The organism is Dickeya sp. ws52, assembly GCF_007210685.1.
GTDB classification, from domain to species: domain Bacteria; phylum Pseudomonadota; class Gammaproteobacteria; order Enterobacterales; family Enterobacteriaceae; genus Dickeya; species Dickeya chrysanthemi.
On sequence record NZ_SZVX01000032.1, the window covers coordinates 1 to 18579 of the forward strand.

Here is an 18579-nt window from a genome sequence, read left to right on the forward strand (position 1 = left end):
CGACGGTCTGCGTTTCGCAATCCGTGAAGGCGGCCGTACTGTAGGCGCCGGCGTGGTTGCCAAAGTTATCGCTTAATTGCTGATAAAATTTGACGCAACATGCGGTAAAAGGGCATCATTTGATGCCCTTTTTCTACGCTGTCGTCGTAGAACCTATCTCATCAGCGATTGTGCAGTATAATCATTGGTGAGATAGGCTCTGTGTAAGCGGTGTGAGTCCCGGATAGCTTGATTTTAAGAACACTTTCCGGTCTGGTTTGCCCTTACGGCAGGGCAAAATTATTTGTCTGAATCTAGTGACAGGTTGGTTTATGAGTGCGAATACCGAAGCTCAGGAGAGCGGGCGTGGTCTTGAGGCGCTGAAATGGCTGGTTGTTGCAGTATTACTGATCGCGGCAATTGTAGGTAACTATTACTACCGTGAATTCAGTTTGCCGCTGCGTGCGTTGGCTGTGGTTGTTTTAATCGTCGCTGCAGGCGGCGTAGCATTGCTGACGACGAAGGGCAAGGCAACGGTGTTGTTTGCGCGTGAAGCTCGTACCGAAGTTCGCAAGGTGATCTGGCCGACCCGGCAGGAAACGTTGCACACCACTCTGATCGTTGCTGCTGTAACCGCCGTTATGTCGCTGATTTTGTGGGGACTGGATGGCATTCTGGTGCGTCTGGTATCGTTTATTACTGGCCTGAGGTTCTAAGATGTCTGAAGCTCCAAAGAAACGTTGGTACGTCGTTCAGGCGTTTTCTGGCTTTGAAGGTCGCGTAGCACAGTCTCTGCGTGAACATATCAAACTCCATAACATGGAAGACCACTTTGGTGAGGTCATGGTTCCGACCGAAGAGGTGGTTGAAATTCGTGGCGGCCAGCGTCGTAAAAGCGAGCGCAAATTCTTCCCTGGTTATGTGCTGGTACAGATGGTGATGGATGATGCCAGCTGGCATTTAGTTCGCAGCGTACCACGTGTCATGGGATTCATCGGCGGAACGTCCGATCGCCCTGCACCGATCAGCGATAAAGAAGTCGATGCGATTATGAATCGTCTGCAGCAGGTCGGTGATAAGCCGCGGCCGAAAACCCTGTTCGAACCGGGTGAAATGGTGCGCGTCAACGATGGCCCGTTTGCCGATTTCAACGGTGTGGTGGAAGAAGTCGATTACGAGAAAAGCCGCTTGAAGGTTTCTGTATCCATCTTTGGTCGTGCAACGCCTGTCGAGCTGGATTTCAGCCAGGTGGAAAAAGGCTGATTATTGCCTGAATTCGATACTTGTATCCGGCGCGAAATTGACCTACAATTTCGCGCCTTTGTTTTATGTGTCGTCAGACGCATAACATGTTTATAAATCGCGGGGAGCTTCTTTGTGAAGCGTTATTACCCATTAGAGGAAAGCTAAATGGCCAAGAAAGTACAAGCCTACGTCAAGCTGCAGGTTGCAGCTGGTATGGCTAACCCGAGCCCGCCAGTCGGTCCGGCTCTGGGTCAGCAGGGTGTTAACATCATGGAATTCTGTAAGGCATTCAATGCTAAAACAGAAAGCCTGGAAAAAGGTTTGCCGATTCCTGTTGTTATCACCGTTTACGCCGACCGTTCTTTCACCTTCGTTACCAAAACTCCGCCGGCATCTGTACTGCTGAAAAAAGCGGCTGGTATCAAGTCTGGTTCCGGTAAACCGAACAAAGACAAAGTCGGTAAAGTGACCCGTGCTCAGGTTCTGGAAATCGCTCAGACCAAAGCGGCGGACATGACGGGTGCCAACGTGGAAGCCATGGCGCGTTCCATCGAAGGTACTGCTCGTTCCATGGGCCTGGTAGTGGAGGACTAAGAAATGGCTAAGCTGACCAAGCGCATGCGCGTGATCCGTGAAAAAGTTGATGTAACCAAACAGTATGACATCAACGAAGCCGTTGCCCTGCTAAAAGAGCTGGCCACTGCTAAATTTGTTGAAAGTGTTGACGTTGCCGTAAACCTGGGCATCGATGCACGTAAATCTGATCAGAACGTTCGTGGTGCAACCGTACTGCCGCACGGTACTGGTCGTACTGTTCGCGTAGCTGTGTTTACTCAGGGCGCTAACGCTGAAGCGGCAAAAGCTGCCGGCGCTGACCTGGTAGGCATGGATGACCTGGCTGAGCAGATCAAGAAAGGCGAGATGAACTTCGACGTCGTTATTGCTTCTCCGGATGCAATGCGCGTTGTTGGTCAACTGGGCCAGATCCTCGGTCCGCGTGGTCTGATGCCGAACCCGAAAGTGGGTACTGTAACCCCGAACGTAGCCGAAGCAGTGAAAAACGCCAAGGCCGGTCAGGTGCGTTACCGTAACGACAAGAACGGTATCATCCATAGCACCATCGGTAAGGTTGATTTCGACGCTGACAAACTGAAAGAAAACCTGGAAGCTCTGCTGGTTGCGCTGAAAAAAGCTAAACCGGCTCAGGCAAAAGGCGTGTACATCAAGAAAGTTAGCCTCTCCACCACCATGGGTGCTGGCGTTGCCATCGATCAGAGCGGCCTGAACGCAGTCGCAAACTGATAGCTTTTGTTCCTCTTTACGCGGGCGAAGGATTTCTTTATAATCTTACGCCCGTTGTTCTGTAAATGAACAAGAGACGATTTTTCGGTTGGAGCCTGGCCTATCCAGGCCTCCGTCCAAGACCGCAGGTGTTTCGTTAGAAACTTAATTTTCCTGCGTAGACGGTGACAGAGCCTAAAGAACATTTTTATTCTTTTTTAAAGACATTTTTATCCTTTTTTAAAGAATAGTCTGCTGGATTCTGCTCACCGTGTTTTAACGCCTGTCTACTAAGTTGGTGGCGGGTGAAGTGAGTTCCGGAAATTTTTTCCGGCTAAATCCAGGAGCAAAAGCTAATGGCATTAAATCTTCAAGACAAACAAGCGATTGTTGCTGAAGTCAGCGAAGTTGCCAAAGGCGCGCTGTCTGCGGTAGTTGCGGATTCCCGCGGCGTTACCGTAGATAAAATGACTGAACTGCGTAAAGCAGGTCGTGAAGCTGGCGTATACATGCGTGTTGTTCGCAACACCTTGCTGCGCCGCGTCGTTGAAGGCACTCAGTTCGAATGCCTGAAAGACACGTTTGTTGGTCCGACCCTGATTGCATACTCGATGGAACACCCGGGCGCAGCTGCTCGTCTGTTCAAAGAGTTCGCGAAAGCGAATGCAAAATTTGAGGTCAAAGCGGCAGCCTTTGAAGGTGAGTTGATTCCGGCGGCTCAAATTGACCGTCTGGCTACTCTGCCGACTTACGAAGAAGCAATTGCACGCCTGATGGCGACCATGAAAGAAGCCTCTGCAGGCAAACTGGTCCGCACTCTGGCTGCTGTTCGCGATCAGAAAGAAGCTGCTTAATCGCACTTTTCCTGTTATCGCATTTGCTAACGTATAAACTTTTTCTGATTGTTAGGAACAATTGTCATGTCTATCACTAAAGATCAAATCATTGAAGCAGTAGCCGCTATGTCTGTAATGGACGTTGTTGAGCTGATCTCTGCAATGGAAGAAAAATTCGGCGTTTCTGCTGCTGCCGCTGTTGCTGTAGCTGCTGCTCCGGCTGAAGCTGCTGAAGAGAAAACCGAGTTCGACGTTATCCTGAAAGCTGTCGGCGCTAACAAAGTTGCCGTTATCAAGGCTGTTCGTGGCGCAACTGGTCTGGGCCTGAAAGAAGCTAAAGATCTGGTTGAATCTGCTCCGGCTGCCCTGAAAGAAGGCGTGAGCAAAGATGACGCTGAAGCTCTGAAGAAATCTCTGGAAGAAGCTGGCGCTGAAGTTGAAGTTAAATAAGCCAACCCTTCCGGTTGCAGCCTGATTCGTTAGGCTGATGGCTGGTGACTTTTTGGTCACCAGCCTTTTTGCGCTGTAGGGCGCCGGTAGTGTTTCACACTGTTTGACTGCCGGTTTCCCATCAATGTTTGTTTCTATCGACGACTTAATATACTGCGCCAGAGCCGCTCGCCCTGTGTAAAGCGCAATGAAATGATTTAAGAGTGATAGAAACAGGTATTGCGGAATGTGTTCCACTTTCCGATCGACATAAATAGTGTTGCATGAACCGTCCTTATCAGGGCGGACAAAGTGGGTCGACTTGTCAGCGAGCTGAGGAACCCTATGGTTTACTCCTATACCGAGAAAAAACGCATTCGTAAGGATTTTGGGAAACGTCCGCAAGTGTTGGATATCCCATATCTCCTTTCTATCCAGCTTGACTCGTTCCAGAAGTTTATCGAGCAAGATCCGGAAGGTCAGTATGGTCTGGAAGCTGCATTCCGTTCCGTATTCCCTATCTCAAGTTACAGCGGTAATTCCGAGCTGCAGTACGTGAGTTATCGCCTGGGTGAGCCGGTATTTGACGTACAAGAGTGTCAAATCCGCGGTGTGACCTTCTCTGCGCCATTGCGCGTGAAGCTGCGTCTGGTGATCTACGAGCGCGAAGCGCCGGAAGGCACCGTTAAAGACATCAAAGAACAAGAAGTGTACATGGGCGAGATTCCGCTCATGACCGACAACGGTACCTTTGTTATCAATGGTACTGAGCGTGTTATCGTTTCTCAGTTGCATCGTAGTCCTGGCGTCTTCTTTGACAGCGATAAGGGTAAAACCCACTCTTCCGGTAAGGTGCTGTATAACGCACGTATCATTCCTTACCGTGGTTCCTGGCTGGACTTTGAATTCGACCCGAAAGACAACCTGTTTGTCCGTATCGACCGTCGCCGTAAACTGCCGGCTACCATCATTCTGCGTGCCTTGAATTACTCCACCGAAGAAATTCTGGATCTGTTCTTCGATAAAGTGGTGTATGAAATCCACAACAACAAGCTGCAGATGGAACTGGTGCCTGAACGTCTGCGCGGTGAAACCGCCTCGTTCGACATTGAAGCCGACGGCAAAGTTTACGTTGAGAAAGGCCGCCGCATCACTGCGCGCCATATCCGTCAGTTGGAAAAAGACGGTATCGAACGTATTGAAGTACCGGTTGAATACATCGCAGGCAAAGTGCTGGCGAAAGACTATGTGGATGAAAGCACCGGTGAAGTGATCGCGATGGCGAACATGGAACTGTCGCTGGATCTGCTGGCCAAACTGAGTCAGGCTGGTCACAAGCGTATTGACACGCTGTTCACCAACGATCTGGATCACGGCCCGTACATGTCCGAGACCGTGCGTGTCGATCCGACCAACGATCGCTTGAGCGCGCTGGTTGAGATCTACCGCATGATGCGTCCTGGCGAGCCGCCGACACGCGAAGCCGCTGAGACTCTGTTCGAAAATCTGTTCTTCTCTGAAGATCGTTACGATCTGTCCGCGGTTGGCCGTATGAAGTTCAACCGTTCTCTGCTGCGCGAAGAAATTGAAGGCTCCGGCATTCTGAGCAAGGCAGACATTATCGATGTGATGAAAAAACTCATCGATATCCGTAACGGTAAGGGTGAAGTCGACGATATCGACCATCTGGGTAACCGTCGTATCCGTTCTGTCGGTGAAATGGCGGAAAACCAATTCCGCGTTGGTCTGGTGCGTGTTGAGCGTGCGGTGAAAGAGCGTCTGTCTCTGGGCGACCTGGACACGCTGATGCCGCAGGACATGATCAACGCCAAGCCGATTTCCGCAGCGGTGAAAGAGTTCTTCGGTTCCAGCCAGCTGTCTCAGTTTATGGACCAGAACAACCCGCTGTCCGAGATTACGCACAAACGCCGTATCTCCGCATTGGGCCCAGGCGGTCTGACGCGTGAGCGCGCCGGCTTTGAAGTGCGTGACGTACACCCGACTCACTACGGTCGTGTATGTCCTATCGAAACGCCGGAAGGTCCGAACATCGGTCTGATCAACTCGCTGTCCGTGTATGCACAGACTAACGAGTATGGTTTCCTGGAAACCCCGTACCGCCGTGTACGCGATGGCGTGGTAACCGACGAAATTCATTACCTGTCGGCGATCGAAGAAGGCAACTACGTTATTGCCCAGGCGAACACCAACCTGGATGACGAAGGCCACTTCATCGATGAATTGGTCACCTGCCGTAGCAAAGGCGAATCCAGCTTGTTCAGCCGCGATCAGGTTGACTACATGGACGTTTCCACCCAACAGGTGGTCTCCGTGGGCGCCTCTCTGATCCCGTTCCTGGAACACGATGACGCCAACCGCGCCCTGATGGGTGCGAACATGCAACGTCAGGCCGTGCCGACCCTGCGTGCCGACAAGCCGCTGGTTGGTACGGGTATGGAACGTGCTGTTGCCGTTGACTCCGGTGTAACCGCGGTTGCTAAACGCGGCGGTACCGTGCAGTACGTCGATGCTTCTCGTATCGTTATCAAAGTTAACGAAGAAGAGATGTATCCGGGCGAAGCGGGCATCGATATCTACAACCTGACCAAATATACCCGTTCCAACCAGAACACCTGTATCAACCAGATGCCGTGTGTGTCGCTGGGTGAGCCGGTTGAGCGCGGCGACGTGCTGGCTGACGGCCCGTCTACCGACCTCGGCGAACTGGCGCTCGGTCAGAACATGCGCGTGGCGTTCATGCCGTGGAACGGTTACAACTTCGAAGACTCCATCCTCGTTTCCGAGCGTGTAGTACAGGAAGACCGTTTTACTACCATCCACATTCAGGAACTGGCGTGCGTGTCTCGCGACACCAAGCTGGGGCCGGAAGAGATCACCGCCGACATCCCGAACGTGGGTGAAGCAGCGCTCTCCAAGCTGGATGAATCCGGTATCGTTTACATCGGTGCGGAAGTGACCGGTGGCGACATTCTGGTCGGTAAAGTGACGCCGAAAGGCGAAACTCAGCTGACGCCGGAAGAGAAACTGCTGCGTGCGATCTTCGGTGAGAAGGCGTCTGACGTGAAAGACTCTTCTCTGCGTGTGCCGAACGGCGTTTCCGGTACGGTTATCGACGTGCAGGTCTTTACCCGCGATGGCGTGGAAAAAGACAAGCGTGCGTTGGAAATCGAAGAAATGCAGCTTAAGCAGGCCAAGAAAGACCTGACTGAAGAACTGCAGATTCTGGAAGCCGGTCTGTTTGCCCGTATCCATGATGTGCTGGTTGCCGGTGGCGTCGAAGCCGACAAACTGGACAAGCTGCCGCGTGAGCGTTGGCTGGAGCTGGGTCTGACCGACGAAGAGAAGCAGAATCAGCTGGAGCAGTTGGCTGAGCAGTACGACGAGCTGAAACACGAATTCGAGAAGAAACTCGAAGCTAAACGCCGCAAAATCACCCAGGGTGATGATCTGGCGCCGGGCGTGCTGAAGATCGTTAAGGTGTATCTGGCGGTTAAACGTCAGATCCAGCCGGGTGACAAGATGGCAGGTCGCCACGGTAACAAGGGTGTTATCTCCAAGATCAACCCGATCGAAGATATGCCTTACGACGAGAACGGCACGCCGGTCGACATCGTACTGAACCCGCTGGGCGTACCGTCACGTATGAACATCGGTCAGATTCTGGAAACCCACCTGGGTATGGCGGCGAAAGGCATCGGCGACAAAATCAACGCCATGCTCAAGCAGCATCAGGAAGTGGCCAAACTGCGTGAGTTCATCCAGCGCGCTTATGACCTGGGTAACGATGTACGCCAGAAAGTCGACCTGAACACCTTCAGCGATGAAGAAGTGCTGCGTCTGGCGGAAAATCTGAAGAAAGGTATGCCGATCGCCACGCCGGTGTTCGACGGTGCCAAGGAAAACGAGATCAAAGAGTTGCTGAAACTCGGCGATCTGCCGACTTCCGGTCAGATTACGTTGTTCGACGGCCGTACTGGCGAGCAGTTCGAGCGTCCGGTTACCGTGGGCTACATGTACATGCTGAAACTGAACCACTTGGTGGATGACAAGATGCATGCCCGTTCTACCGGCTCTTACAGCTTGGTTACCCAACAGCCGTTGGGTGGTAAGGCGCAGTTCGGTGGTCAGCGCTTCGGTGAGATGGAAGTGTGGGCGCTGGAAGCTTACGGCGCAGCCTATACCCTGCAGGAAATGCTGACGGTGAAATCCGATGACGTGAACGGCCGTACCAAGATGTATAAGAACATCGTGGATGGCGATCACCGGATGGAACCGGGTATGCCGGAGTCCTTCAACGTATTGTTGAAAGAAATCCGCTCCCTGGGTATCAACATCGAGCTGGAAGAAGAGTAATCCCGGCCCGATAGCGCTGCGAGCATTCGTTACAGGGGCACCTGAGCTGTGTTAACGGCAGGGTTCAGGTGCCTGACAGGTCTAACTCCGACAGGAGCCAATCCGTGAAAGACTTATTAAAGTTTCTGAAAGCGCAAACTAAAACCGAAGAGTTTGATGCGATCAAAATTGCTCTGGCCTCGCCAGACATGATCCGTTCCTGGTCTTTTGGTGAAGTGAAAAAGCCAGAAACCATTAACTACCGTACGTTCAAACCGGAACGTGACGGTCTGTTCTGTGCCCGTATCTTCGGGCCGGTAAAAGACTATGAGTGCTTGTGCGGTAAGTACAAGCGCCTGAAACACCGTGGCGTAATTTGCGAGAAGTGCGGCGTTGAAGTGACCCAGACTAAAGTGCGTCGTGAGCGCATGGGCCACATCGAGCTGGCCTCTCCGACCGCTCACATCTGGTTCCTGAAATCTCTGCCGTCCCGTATCGGCCTGCTGCTGGATATGCCGCTGCGCGATATCGAACGTGTACTGTATTTTGAATCTTACGTGGTGGTCGAAGGTGGGATGACCAACCTGGAACGCCGTCAGATCCTGACCGAAGAGCAGTATCTGGATGCGCTGGAAGAGTTCGGTGACGAATTCGACGCCAAAATGGGCGCCGAGGCTATCCAGGCTCTGCTGAAGAATATGGATCTGGAGCAGGAATGCGAACAGCTGCGCGAAGAGCTGAACGAAACCAACTCCGAGACCAAACGTAAGAAACTGACCAAGCGCATCAAGCTGCTGGAAGCGTTCGTACAGTCCGGCAACAAGCCGGAGTGGATGATCCTGACCGTGCTGCCGGTGCTGCCGCCGGACCTGCGTCCGCTGGTTCCGCTGGATGGCGGCCGTTTCGCGACTTCCGATCTGAACGATCTGTATCGCCGCGTGATCAACCGTAACAACCGTTTGAAACGTCTGTTGGATCTGGCTGCGCCCGATATCATCGTACGTAACGAAAAACGTATGTTGCAGGAAGCGGTCGATGCGCTGCTGGATAACGGCCGTCGCGGTCGTGCCATCACCGGTTCTAACAAGCGTCCGCTGAAATCTTTGGCCGATATGATCAAAGGTAAGCAGGGTCGTTTCCGTCAGAACCTGCTCGGTAAGCGTGTGGACTACTCCGGTCGTTCTGTTATCACCGTAGGTCCGTACCTGCGTCTGCATCAGTGCGGTCTGCCGAAGAAAATGGCGCTGGAACTGTTCAAACCGTTCATCTACGGCAAGCTGGAACTGCGTGGTCTTGCTACCACCATCAAAGCGGCCAAGAAGATGGTAGAACGCGAAGAAGCGGTAGTATGGGATATCCTGGATGAAGTTATCCGCGAACACCCGGTACTGCTGAACCGTGCGCCGACGCTGCACCGTTTGGGTATTCAGGCGTTCGAACCGGTTCTGATCGAAGGTAAAGCGATTCAGTTGCACCCATTGGTGTGTGCGGCCTATAACGCCGACTTCGACGGCGACCAGATGGCTGTTCACGTACCGCTGACGCTGGAAGCCCAGCTCGAAGCGCGTGCGCTGATGATGTCCACCAACAACATTCTGTCGCCGGCGAACGGTGAGCCGATCATCGTTCCGTCTCAGGACGTGGTGTTGGGTCTGTACTACATGACCCGTGACTGTGTTAACGCCAAAGGCGAAGGCATGGTGCTGACCGGTCCGAAAGAAGCAGAGCGTATTTATCGTGCGGGTCTGGCTTCGCTTCATGCGCGGGTAAAAGTGCGTATTACCGAGCATCAGAAGAATGCGCAGGGCGAGTGGACGCAGAAAACCAGCCTGATCGACACTACCGTAGGTCGTGCGATTCTGTGGATGATCGTGCCGAAAGGTCTGCCTTATTCCATCGTCAACCAGGCGTTGGGTAAGAAAGCAATCTCCAAGATGCTGAACACCTGCTACCGCGTGTTGGGTCTGAAGCCGACGGTTATTTTCGCCGACCAGATCATGTACACCGGTTTTGCTTACGCGGCGCGTTCCGGTTCTTCCGTTGGTATCGACGATATGGTGATCCCGGCGAAGAAAGTGGAAATCATCAGCGAAGCGGAAGCCGAAGTCGCCGAGATTCAGGAGCAGTTCCAGTCTGGTCTGGTAACCGCGGGCGAACGCTACAACAAAGTTATCGATATCTGGGCTGCGGCGAACGAGCGCGTGGCCAAAGCGATGATGGAAAACCTCTCTACCGAAACCGTTATCAACCGTAACGGCGAAGAAGAGAAACAGGTGTCCTTCAACAGCATCTTTATGATGGCCGACTCCGGTGCGCGTGGTTCTGCGGCACAGATTCGTCAGCTGGCGGGGATGCGTGGTCTGATGGCGAAGCCGGATGGCTCCATCATCGAAACGCCGATCACCGCGAACTTCCGTGAAGGTCTGAACGTACTCCAGTACTTCATCTCCACGCACGGTGCGCGTAAAGGTCTGGCGGATACCGCACTGAAAACCGCGAACTCCGGTTATCTGACCCGTCGTCTGGTTGACGTGGCGCAGGACTTGGTTGTCACCGAAGACGATTGCGGCACCCACGAAGGCATCATGATGACGCCGGTTATCGAAGGCGGCGACGTGAAAGAGCCGCTGCGTGAGCGCGTGCTGGGCCGTGTGACGGCAGAAGACGTGCTGAAACCGGGTACGGCCGACATTCTGGTTCCGCGTAATACCCTGCTGAACGAGAAATGGTGTGACCTGTTAGAAGAAAACTCGGTTGATGCCGTGAAAGTGCGCTCCGTGGTTGGTTGTGAAACCGACTTCGGCGTGTGCGCCAAGTGCTATGGTCGTGACCTGGCGCGTGGCCACATCATCAACAAAGGTGAGGCTATCGGGGTTATCGCGGCACAGTCCATCGGTGAGCCGGGTACACAGCTGACGATGCGTACGTTCCACATCGGTGGTGCGGCATCGCGTGCGGCAGCCGAGTCCAGCATTCAGGTGAAAAACAAGGGTACGTTGCGACTGAGCAATGCCAAGTTCGTTATGAACAACGCCGGTAAGCTGGTCATCACCTCGCGTAATACCGAGCTGAAACTGATCGACGAATTCGGCCGTACCAAAGAAAGCTATAAAGTGCCTTACGGTGCGGTGATGGCGAAAGGTAACGGTGACGATGTCGCGGGCGGTGAAACCGTCGCGAACTGGGATCCGCATACCATGCCGGTTATCACCGAAGTGGGCGGTAGCATTCGCTTTACCGACATGATCGACGGCCAGACGATTACACGTCAGACCGACGAACTGACCGGCCTGTCTTCCATCGTGGTTCTGGACAGTGCGGAACGTACCGGTGGCGGTAAAGACCTGCGTCCGGCGCTGAAAATCGTTGACGCCAACGGCAACGATGTACTGATCCCGGGCACCGACATGCCGGCACAGTACTTCCTGCCGGGCAAAGCAATTGTTCAGTTGGAAGACGGTGCACAGATCGGTGCGGGTGACACCTTGGCGCGTATTCCGCAGGAATCCGGCGGTACCAAGGATATTACCGGTGGTCTGCCGCGCGTTGCCGACCTGTTCGAAGCCCGTCGTCCGAAAGAGCCGGCAATTCTGGCGGAAGTCAGCGGCGTGGTGTCCTTCGGTAAAGAAACCAAAGGCAAACGTCGTCTGGTGATCACGCCGGTTGATGGCAGCGAACCGTACGAAGAGATGATTCCGAAATGGCGTCAGCTCAACGTGTTCGAAGGTGAGCGTGTGGAACGCGGCGATGTGATTTCCGACGGTCCGGAATCTCCGCATGACATTCTGCGCTTGCGTGGTGTACACGCGGTAACCCGTTACATCACCAACGAAGTGCAGGAAGTTTACCGCTTGCAGGGCGTTAAGATTAACGATAAACACATCGAAGTTATCGTTCGTCAGATGCTGCGTAAAGGTACCATCGTCAATCCGGGTAGCTCCGAGTTCCTGGAAGGCGAGCAGGTAGAAATGTCGCGCATCAAGATCGCCAATCGTCAGTTGGAAGCGGACGGCAAGATCTCGGCAACTTACAGCCGCGACCTGCTGGGTATCACCAAAGCGTCTCTGGCTACCGAGTCCTTCATTTCCGCGGCGTCGTTCCAGGAAACGACTCGCGTACTGACGGAAGCGGCGGTTGCCGGTAAACGTGATGAGCTGCGTGGCCTGAAAGAGAACGTCATCGTGGGTCGACTGATCCCGGCTGGTACGGGTTATGCGTATCATCAGGACCGTATGCGTCGCCGTCAGGCGGGCGAGCAGCCGGTTACACCACAGGTGAGCGCCGAAGAAGCCTCTGCCAACCTGGCTGAGCTGCTGAATGCAGGTCTGGGTGGTAGCGACGACGAATAATCGTCACTTTCACCGATAATAAAAAACCGTACCTTAGCGATAAGGTGCGGTTTTTTTATATTCTTATTTCATACCGGAAGCTTTTATTCGTGTCCGTGATTGTTTCACAATAGCTCGATGCGACATTCAGTCGACCGGGCTGTCGCAAGCGACGTTAAAAAACGCTTTCAGCGTTTTGAGGCTGTTGACAAACAGCTATATTGTCTTGTGAATGGTGAAGTTTGTCCGGTCAGTGAATAATTTCGTGCGGGATAAACGGTGTAATTTCTTTGCAGCTTCATTGCACGCACGACAAGGAGAGGTGCAAGCGCCACCTCTCCTTGACCACTGGCTGGTGGCTAAACTGCGGCGCTACGCGCTACCTTCGGCGTTCGCCTTCGCGGTTCGGGCCGCCCGTGACGTGTTCCCAACACGGCACGGGCTTTCGCCGCGTCCATGCGGCTCACCCGGCGAAGCCGCCTACCTCAGCGCAGTTTTTGACGCCGGAAAGATGCTTCATCCTGTAGTTAATGCGTTTGTCAGCAGTCTGAAAACGCTTTCAGCGTTTTGTGATTCGTTCCCCCCGACGGTGGAACTCACCCTGCGGGCCGTCGCAGGCGACGTTAAAAAACGCTTTCAGCGTTTTTTTGGATGCGGGGAAAAGACATAATTGCGTTATAACATCAGCATGGCAGTTTCATAAGGAATGTCCGATGCGATTTAACACAGCGCTTTCAGGCATCATTCTGGTTTTGCTGTCCGGCAGTGCATTCAGCGCTGGCGAGATGCCTTCCGGTTACCCGGTTCCGGTGCAGAAGGTGTTCAGGCACTGGCAGGTAACCTGTAATAACCTGAATGATTGCGATATCAGAAATAATGACCCGTATCTACGCGTAACGCTAAAACGTGAAGCGGGCGCTCAGGGGAAAATCTCATTGGACTTCGATCTGGCGGATAAACGTCAGGCGCTGTATCTGGATGGCGTCCGTTTCCCGCTGGCGCAGCCTGCCTGGCAGACAGACGAGGAGGAGGGGGCATTTTACGTCCATACCGACCAGTTAGATGTCATCCAGCAGTTTGCGCTGGCGGCCAAAAATGCCAAACGGTTGTCGCTGTCAGAACATGGCGGCAATCAGAGTAATAATCAGGAAGAATCCATCTCGCTTAACGGCCTGAATGCAGCGTTATTGCTGGCGGATGAGCGACAAGGGCGCTTGAATAACCGTAGCGCGTTGTTGCAGGTCGGCAATGGTGATGTGACGCAGGTGCCGTCGGTGCCGGTGGGACAGGAAATCAGCCCCGCCTATACTCAACCGCCGCCGCTGACGAACGCCAAGGCGCTGATTAACGGCGTTGTTAACGCTAAAAAAACTTTGCTGGAAGAGGAAGACTGCGGGCTGAGTAAAGAAGCCCGACAGCTGAGTGAGGCTGAACCGCTGACCAATGAGCTGGCACTGGTGATGTTGAATTGCGGCATGGGGGCTTATCAATCCTCCAGTATGCTGTTTGTTACGCCGCGCAATAACCCGCAGGCGGCGCAGTTGCTGGAATTACCCAGGCCCATTCGTACGGTGGAAAGCCGTGAAGAAAAAATCCGCTGGTTTACCGAAGTGGATTATGACCCGGAAACCGGCATGTTATATCACTCCGCCAAGGGGCGAGGTATCGCCGACTGTGGTGAAAGCGCGCAGTGGGTATTTGACGGTAAAACTTTCCAGCTTGTGGCTTACAATTATCAGCCGGAGTGTAACGGCGGGCAGCCGGGAGATTGGCCTTCTGTGTGGGCGATGCCGGGCTACCCAACCGAGTAGCCCGACACGATGTTGTTGTGCGGGTTGTCGTATTGGTAATGGCTAACCTGTTTTTCTATTGTTATTTACCTCTGAAAGGATTATCGCGTTCTGCGAGTAGCAGGTACGCGATTTGAAGGGATATGTTTATGCAATTTACGAAGAACCTGTTTTTCGGTGTGGCGCTGGCGCTACTGTCTGGCAACGCATTGGCGGCGGAGGCTAAAATCCTGGGGTATCCAGTGCCGGTACAGAAAGACTTTAAAGGCTGGCAGGTGACCTGTAACAACCTGAATACCTGTCAGCTTAATAATTATGCGGATAGGTTCTCTTATCTATATGTCATTCTTAAGCGCGATGCTGGTGTTTCGGGAAAGGTTTCTCTCTCTCTTCTGCTAAAGCCTGATCAGCATGTCGTATATCTGGACGGTGCTCCATTTCCGCTTGATGCCGCTGACTGGCAGGTGGATAGCGAGCCGGATAGCGATGGCAAGTTTTATCGCTACACCACCCGGCTGGAGGTGATTCAGCGGTTTATTCAGGCCGCGAGAAATGCGCAGCAACTCACGTTGGTGGAACCGCCGGTAGTTCAGGATGAAGCAGATGGGGCAGTGGTGTCGCTGAGCGGGTTGAGTGCGGCGTTGCTGCTTGCGGACGAACGGCAAGGCCGATTGAAGAACCGCAGCGCATTGTTAAACATCGGCGAAGGAGATGTTTCGCAGGTTCCGCCAGTGCCTACCGGGCAGCGGGTTGATATTACCTATCATCAACCTGAACCGCTTAGTAATGGGGATGCACTGGCTGCGGCGGTCAGTAAGGCACACCAGAGCGTGTTGTGCGAGCCAGATGAAGGTGAAAAGTCTTCTGAAAAGCTGGAGGCGTTTCCACTGAGCGGTAAGCTGGCGTTGGTTATGCGAGAATGTTCCCCTGGTGCCTATCAGGGTGCCAGCGATCTTTTTATCACCCCTCGTAGTAATCCACAGGCGGCAAAACCGGTGAAACTGTTGGCCTTGAGTATCAGCAATGCAGCACTGGTTGAAATGGAAGAAGGGCCGATGAATGCTGATTACGATCCGCAAACCGGTTTGTTGTCTCATACTGTATATGTAGGCAGCGTATGCGGATCAGGGGAGCGTGCCAAGTGGGCGTTTGACGGCAAGGCGTTCCAACTGGTGAGCGAGCAGTTTTCCAATGTATGCGGTCAAAGTAAATACTGGCCTTCTGTGTGGGCGATGCCGGGCTACCCAACCGAGTAGCCCGACACGATGTTGACAGCCAGCGTGGTTTTCTCTCCTTCACGCTGGCCCGGAGGCGGCGGAATCGATGGCAAGCTTCGGTTCCGGCTGTATCAGCTCGCGCACTGTAACAACCGGCCGTTCGTATAGCGACGGGCAACTCTGTGATGTGCGCAACAGTACGCATACCATCGCTTTCTCTCTGTATTGATTGCTTTTTTCTGCGCGGCGTCTCGCATATTCGGCCTCGCTTGCGCGTTGTTCCGTTCGCTATCGTTTATTCGTTGCTACCATAAGTTGTCCACATCCCGGCGAGTGAGTCCGATATCCTCCAACCGATCGTTGTTTAGTTTTTGTAGCGCATTTCGTGCCTGTATCCGTTGTCGCCAGGTGCGCCAGTACTGATGTAAACGGTGCAGGAAAGGACGAGGTTTGGTACCGGCATTGGCTTGAAAAGGTGACTGTATCATGGCGTCATTCCCGATGTGCTGTGTTAGTACACAGTGTGAAACCAGTAGTGCTGACAATACAGACGCAGAAAATAACCATTGTGAGCATACAGATGGCAGCGTTTATCCTCTGAATGATGATTTTTGGTGTGATCTGTACCTGTTTTTAGCAACCACTTCGTGGTTTAAAGAGAGTAAGTGATTATCGCGATAGCGGTTTATCAAGACAGACGGCCGTAGCCGCCTGTCGTTGTTTTCATGTTATGAGATCGCTTCCGGGTCAGCGTCGATAAAGGCGCTCTATATCTTCCCGTTTTAGACCAATATCTTTGAGGTGTGCATCGTTCAGTTCATTCAGGATCTTGCGCGTCTGATTGTACTGGTGCCAGGTCCTCCACCGCTGTAACAGGCGCGACAGAATGGACTCGTCGGGGGGTAACTCGGGGCGATGAGAAGAGAATAGTATCGTCATGGTGGTTCTCCGCAGGTGATAGCCATGTATGATGGTGACAAGTCTCTCTGTATGGTTTTAGACGCAGGCTTTGACTTTATTTTTGATACAGATGACCAGTCTGGCGATCTGAATGGTGGTTTAACGCCTATTCTGTATGGAAATCCGGAGGAGAATGTATATTTATGACGAGATATCAGCGTTTGGCCACCTTACTGACGCAGCGGATTGAGCAGGGGTTGTATCAGAGCGGCGAGCGTTTGCCGTCAGTTCGCTCATTAAGTCAGGAGCATGGCGTCAGTATCAGTACCGTTCAGCAGGCATATCATTTGCTGGAAGAAAAGCGACTGATTGTGCCGTTGCCTCGTTCCGGATATTTCGTTAAACCCCGTATGGCGGCCGCGCCGATCCCGGCGATGACGCGCCCGGTACAACGTCCGGTGGAAATTACCCGATGGAATTCGGTACTGGAGCTGCTTCGTTCCCGTACCGACCCGGAAATTCTGCAACTGGGAGGCAGCCTGCCTGACCTTACGCGAAGCACGCTGAAACCATTATGGAAAAGCGTCAATCGTATCGGGCAAAAACAGGATATTGCTACCCTAGGGTATGACAGCCTGAATGGCTTACCGCTGTTGCGCGAGCAGATTGCCCGACTCATGATTGATAGCGGTTGCCAATTGTCGGCACAGGATATCATCGTAACTCATGGCTGTACGCAAGCGTTGTCGATTGCAATACGAGCGGTGTGTAATCCCGGCGATATCGTGGCTATTGAGTCGCCGGTATTTCATTGCATCATGCAGATTTTGTGTGGTTACGGCATAAAAGTTATTGAAATACCGACTGATTTTTCCAATGGTATCAGCCTTGAAGCACTGGAGCTGGCATTGGAGCAATGGCCGGTGAAGGCCGTGCTGACGGTGCCGAATTGCAACAATCCGCTGGGATTTGTTATGCCGGAACATCGCAAGCGGGCATTGATGACGCTGGCGCAACGTTATGACATCGCCATTATTGAAGATGATGTATACGGGGATCTCACGTATGACTACCCGCGGCCGATTACGTTGAAATCCCTGGATTATGAAGGTCGGGTTCTGACATGCAGCTCTTTTTCCAAAACGCTGGCTCCCGGCCTGCGTATCGGATGGGTAGTGCCGGGACGTTATCTGGATCGGGCCTTACATATGAAGTACACCAGTACCGGGGCGATATCGATACATTTCCAACAGGCTGTGGCTGAATTTATTCAGCAGGGATATTACATGCCACATGTTCGCCGAATGCGTTCACTCTACCAGCGCAATCTGGAGGAGTTGGTTAATCTGGTTCGCCGCGTATTTCCGGATACGATTTGTCATAGCCGCCCGCAAGGTGGGTTTGTACTGTGGGTTGAGTTACCCGAAGCGTTTGATGGCGTCAGGCTGAACCACCGGCTGGTCGACAAGAAAATCCGAATTCATGAAGGGGAGCTGTTTTCTGCGTCAGGGAAATATCGTCACTGTCTGCGTTTGAGTTATGCCCAGCCATTAACACCGGAAACAGAGGCCGCCATTATTACATTGGGAAATGTCATTGTAGGCGAGCTCGCCAGTAATCCGGTGGCAGGATAAGACGATCACCCTTTCACCCTTTATCCTTGAGCGTCAAAGGTGCCGTTACAAGGGGAAGGGGTATTTTGCAGGCTGGTCGTGTTGGTTGCCTTTATTCACTGAAGGCGGATACTGATTTTTTCGCTCAGTGTGTCAGTGTCTTGCCGACAGTACCGATTTAAGAGGGCCCTCTATCTACCTTAACAGATATAAAACCTTAAGAAAGACCGCCATACGTAATAAAAAATAGAAAGAAATAATATGGTTATCTTAACTTTTCTTTTTTTAAAAAAGAAAAAAGGAATAAACATTATTAATGGTATGCTGGCATGAAAAAAATATCCATCCTCTATCGGTAATTCACAAATTCTGCTAATAGTACCGTCGCTAATCATCCATTCATACTCTCCTGTCGTGAATAGATTGATGAAAACGAGTAAAATAATAATGTATAGCGCGAAGATAATATTGTTTTGGTGTTTTTTTGTTTTTTGTTTAATCATGTGATTATTACTCAATGATAATTTGAACGCATTACTTTAATAGATATGATCCATAAAGCAATTTGTTAACCCTTTCTTTATTGCGTAACATGGCGCGCCCATATG

Annotated in this window: 16 protein-coding genes and 1 pseudogene; 14 read left to right on the forward strand and 3 right to left on the reverse strand. The window is 52.5% G+C overall.

Annotated elements, in window-relative coordinates; genetic code table 11:
• The 12 genes and pseudogenes from FDP13_RS20590 to FDP13_RS20650 all read left to right on the forward strand — a co-directional run.
• Window positions 1-76 (forward strand): annotated as a pseudogene (locus FDP13_RS20590) (elongation factor Tu); the annotation flags it as partial.
• A gap of 235 nt (window positions 77-311) precedes the next feature.
• Complete coding sequence (gene secE, locus FDP13_RS20600) at window positions 312-695, forward strand: preprotein translocase subunit SecE (protein WP_015848190.1); 384 nt, start codon at window positions 312-314, stop codon at window positions 693-695.
• Between the two features lies 1 nt (window position 696).
• Window positions 697-1242 (forward strand): transcription termination/antitermination protein NusG, encoded by a 546-nt coding sequence (gene nusG, locus FDP13_RS20605; RefSeq protein ID WP_015848189.1) that lies wholly within the window; start codon window positions 697-699, stop codon window positions 1240-1242.
• Window positions 1243-1389: 147 nt separating this feature from the next.
• Window positions 1390-1818, forward strand: coding sequence for a 50S ribosomal protein L11 (rplK, locus tag FDP13_RS20610; RefSeq protein ID WP_012882960.1), 429 nt, complete (start codon window positions 1390-1392; stop codon window positions 1816-1818).
• A 3-nt stretch (window positions 1819-1821) separates the two neighbouring features.
• Entirely contained in the window at window positions 1822-2526 is a 705-nt protein-coding gene (gene rplA / locus FDP13_RS20615; protein ID WP_033577822.1) for a 50S ribosomal protein L1, read from the forward strand.
• Between the two features lie 335 nt (window positions 2527-2861).
• Window positions 2862-3359, forward strand: coding sequence for a 50S ribosomal protein L10 (rplJ, locus tag FDP13_RS20620; RefSeq protein WP_012882962.1), 498 nt, complete (start codon window positions 2862-2864; stop codon window positions 3357-3359).
• 66 nt (window positions 3360-3425) lie between these two features.
• Window positions 3426-3791: a 50S ribosomal protein L7/L12 gene (gene rplL / locus FDP13_RS20625; protein ID WP_012882963.1), complete on the forward strand. Its 366-nt coding sequence runs from the start codon at window positions 3426-3428 to the stop codon at window positions 3789-3791.
• 324 nt (window positions 3792-4115) lie between these two features.
• On the forward strand, window positions 4116-8144 hold the full coding sequence (gene rpoB / locus FDP13_RS20630) for a DNA-directed RNA polymerase subunit beta (protein WP_015848187.1): 4029 nt from the start codon (window positions 4116-4118) through the stop codon (window positions 8142-8144).
• Between the two features lie 104 nt (window positions 8145-8248).
• Entirely contained in the window at window positions 8249-12472 is a 4224-nt protein-coding gene (rpoC, locus tag FDP13_RS20635; RefSeq protein WP_143840316.1) for a DNA-directed RNA polymerase subunit beta', read from the forward strand.
• 211 nt (window positions 12473-12683) lie between these two features.
• Window positions 12684-13121, forward strand: coding sequence for a hypothetical protein (locus tag FDP13_RS20640; protein WP_234424455.1), 438 nt, complete (start codon window positions 12684-12686; stop codon window positions 13119-13121).
• Window positions 13122-13164: 43 nt separating this feature from the next.
• Entirely contained in the window at window positions 13165-14262 is a 1098-nt protein-coding gene (locus tag FDP13_RS20645) for a DUF1176 domain-containing protein (protein WP_143840317.1), read from the forward strand.
• Window positions 14263-14390: 128 nt separating this feature from the next.
• The gene (locus tag FDP13_RS20650; protein ID WP_143840318.1) at window positions 14391-15497 is read left to right on the forward strand and encodes a DUF1176 domain-containing protein; all 1107 of its coding nucleotides are present in this window, start codon (window positions 14391-14393) and stop codon (window positions 15495-15497) included.
• A 266-nt stretch (window positions 15498-15763) separates the two neighbouring features.
• On the opposite strand, the gene FDP13_RS20655 is transcribed toward FDP13_RS20650, so the two are convergent.
• Window positions 15764-15946, reverse strand: coding sequence for a DUF1127 domain-containing protein (locus FDP13_RS20655; RefSeq protein ID WP_072033769.1), 183 nt, complete (start codon window positions 15944-15946; stop codon window positions 15764-15766).
• 259 nt (window positions 15947-16205) lie between these two features.
• A complete protein-coding gene (locus FDP13_RS20660) occupies window positions 16206-16397 on the reverse strand; it encodes a DUF1127 domain-containing protein (protein ID WP_015848180.1) in 192 nt (63 codons plus the stop codon).
• Between the two features lie 24 nt (window positions 16398-16421).
• On the opposite strand from FDP13_RS20660, the gene FDP13_RS21725 reads away from it, so the two are divergent.
• Window positions 16422-16565 (forward strand): hypothetical protein, encoded by a 144-nt coding sequence (locus FDP13_RS21725; RefSeq protein ID WP_199886363.1) that lies wholly within the window; start codon window positions 16422-16424, stop codon window positions 16563-16565.
• On the forward strand, window positions 16562-17992 hold the full coding sequence (locus FDP13_RS20665) for a PLP-dependent aminotransferase family protein (RefSeq protein ID WP_015848178.1): 1431 nt from the start codon (window positions 16562-16564) through the stop codon (window positions 17990-17992). Before FDP13_RS21725 ends, FDP13_RS20665 begins: the two co-directional genes overlap by 4 nt.
• Window positions 17993-18171: 179 nt before the next feature.
• Here FDP13_RS20665 and FDP13_RS22025 read toward each other — a convergent pair whose 3' ends face one another.
• A complete protein-coding gene (locus tag FDP13_RS22025; RefSeq protein WP_143840319.1) occupies window positions 18172-18474 on the reverse strand; it encodes a DUF2645 family protein in 303 nt (100 codons plus the stop codon).
• Window positions 18475-18579: the final 105 nt, after the last annotated feature.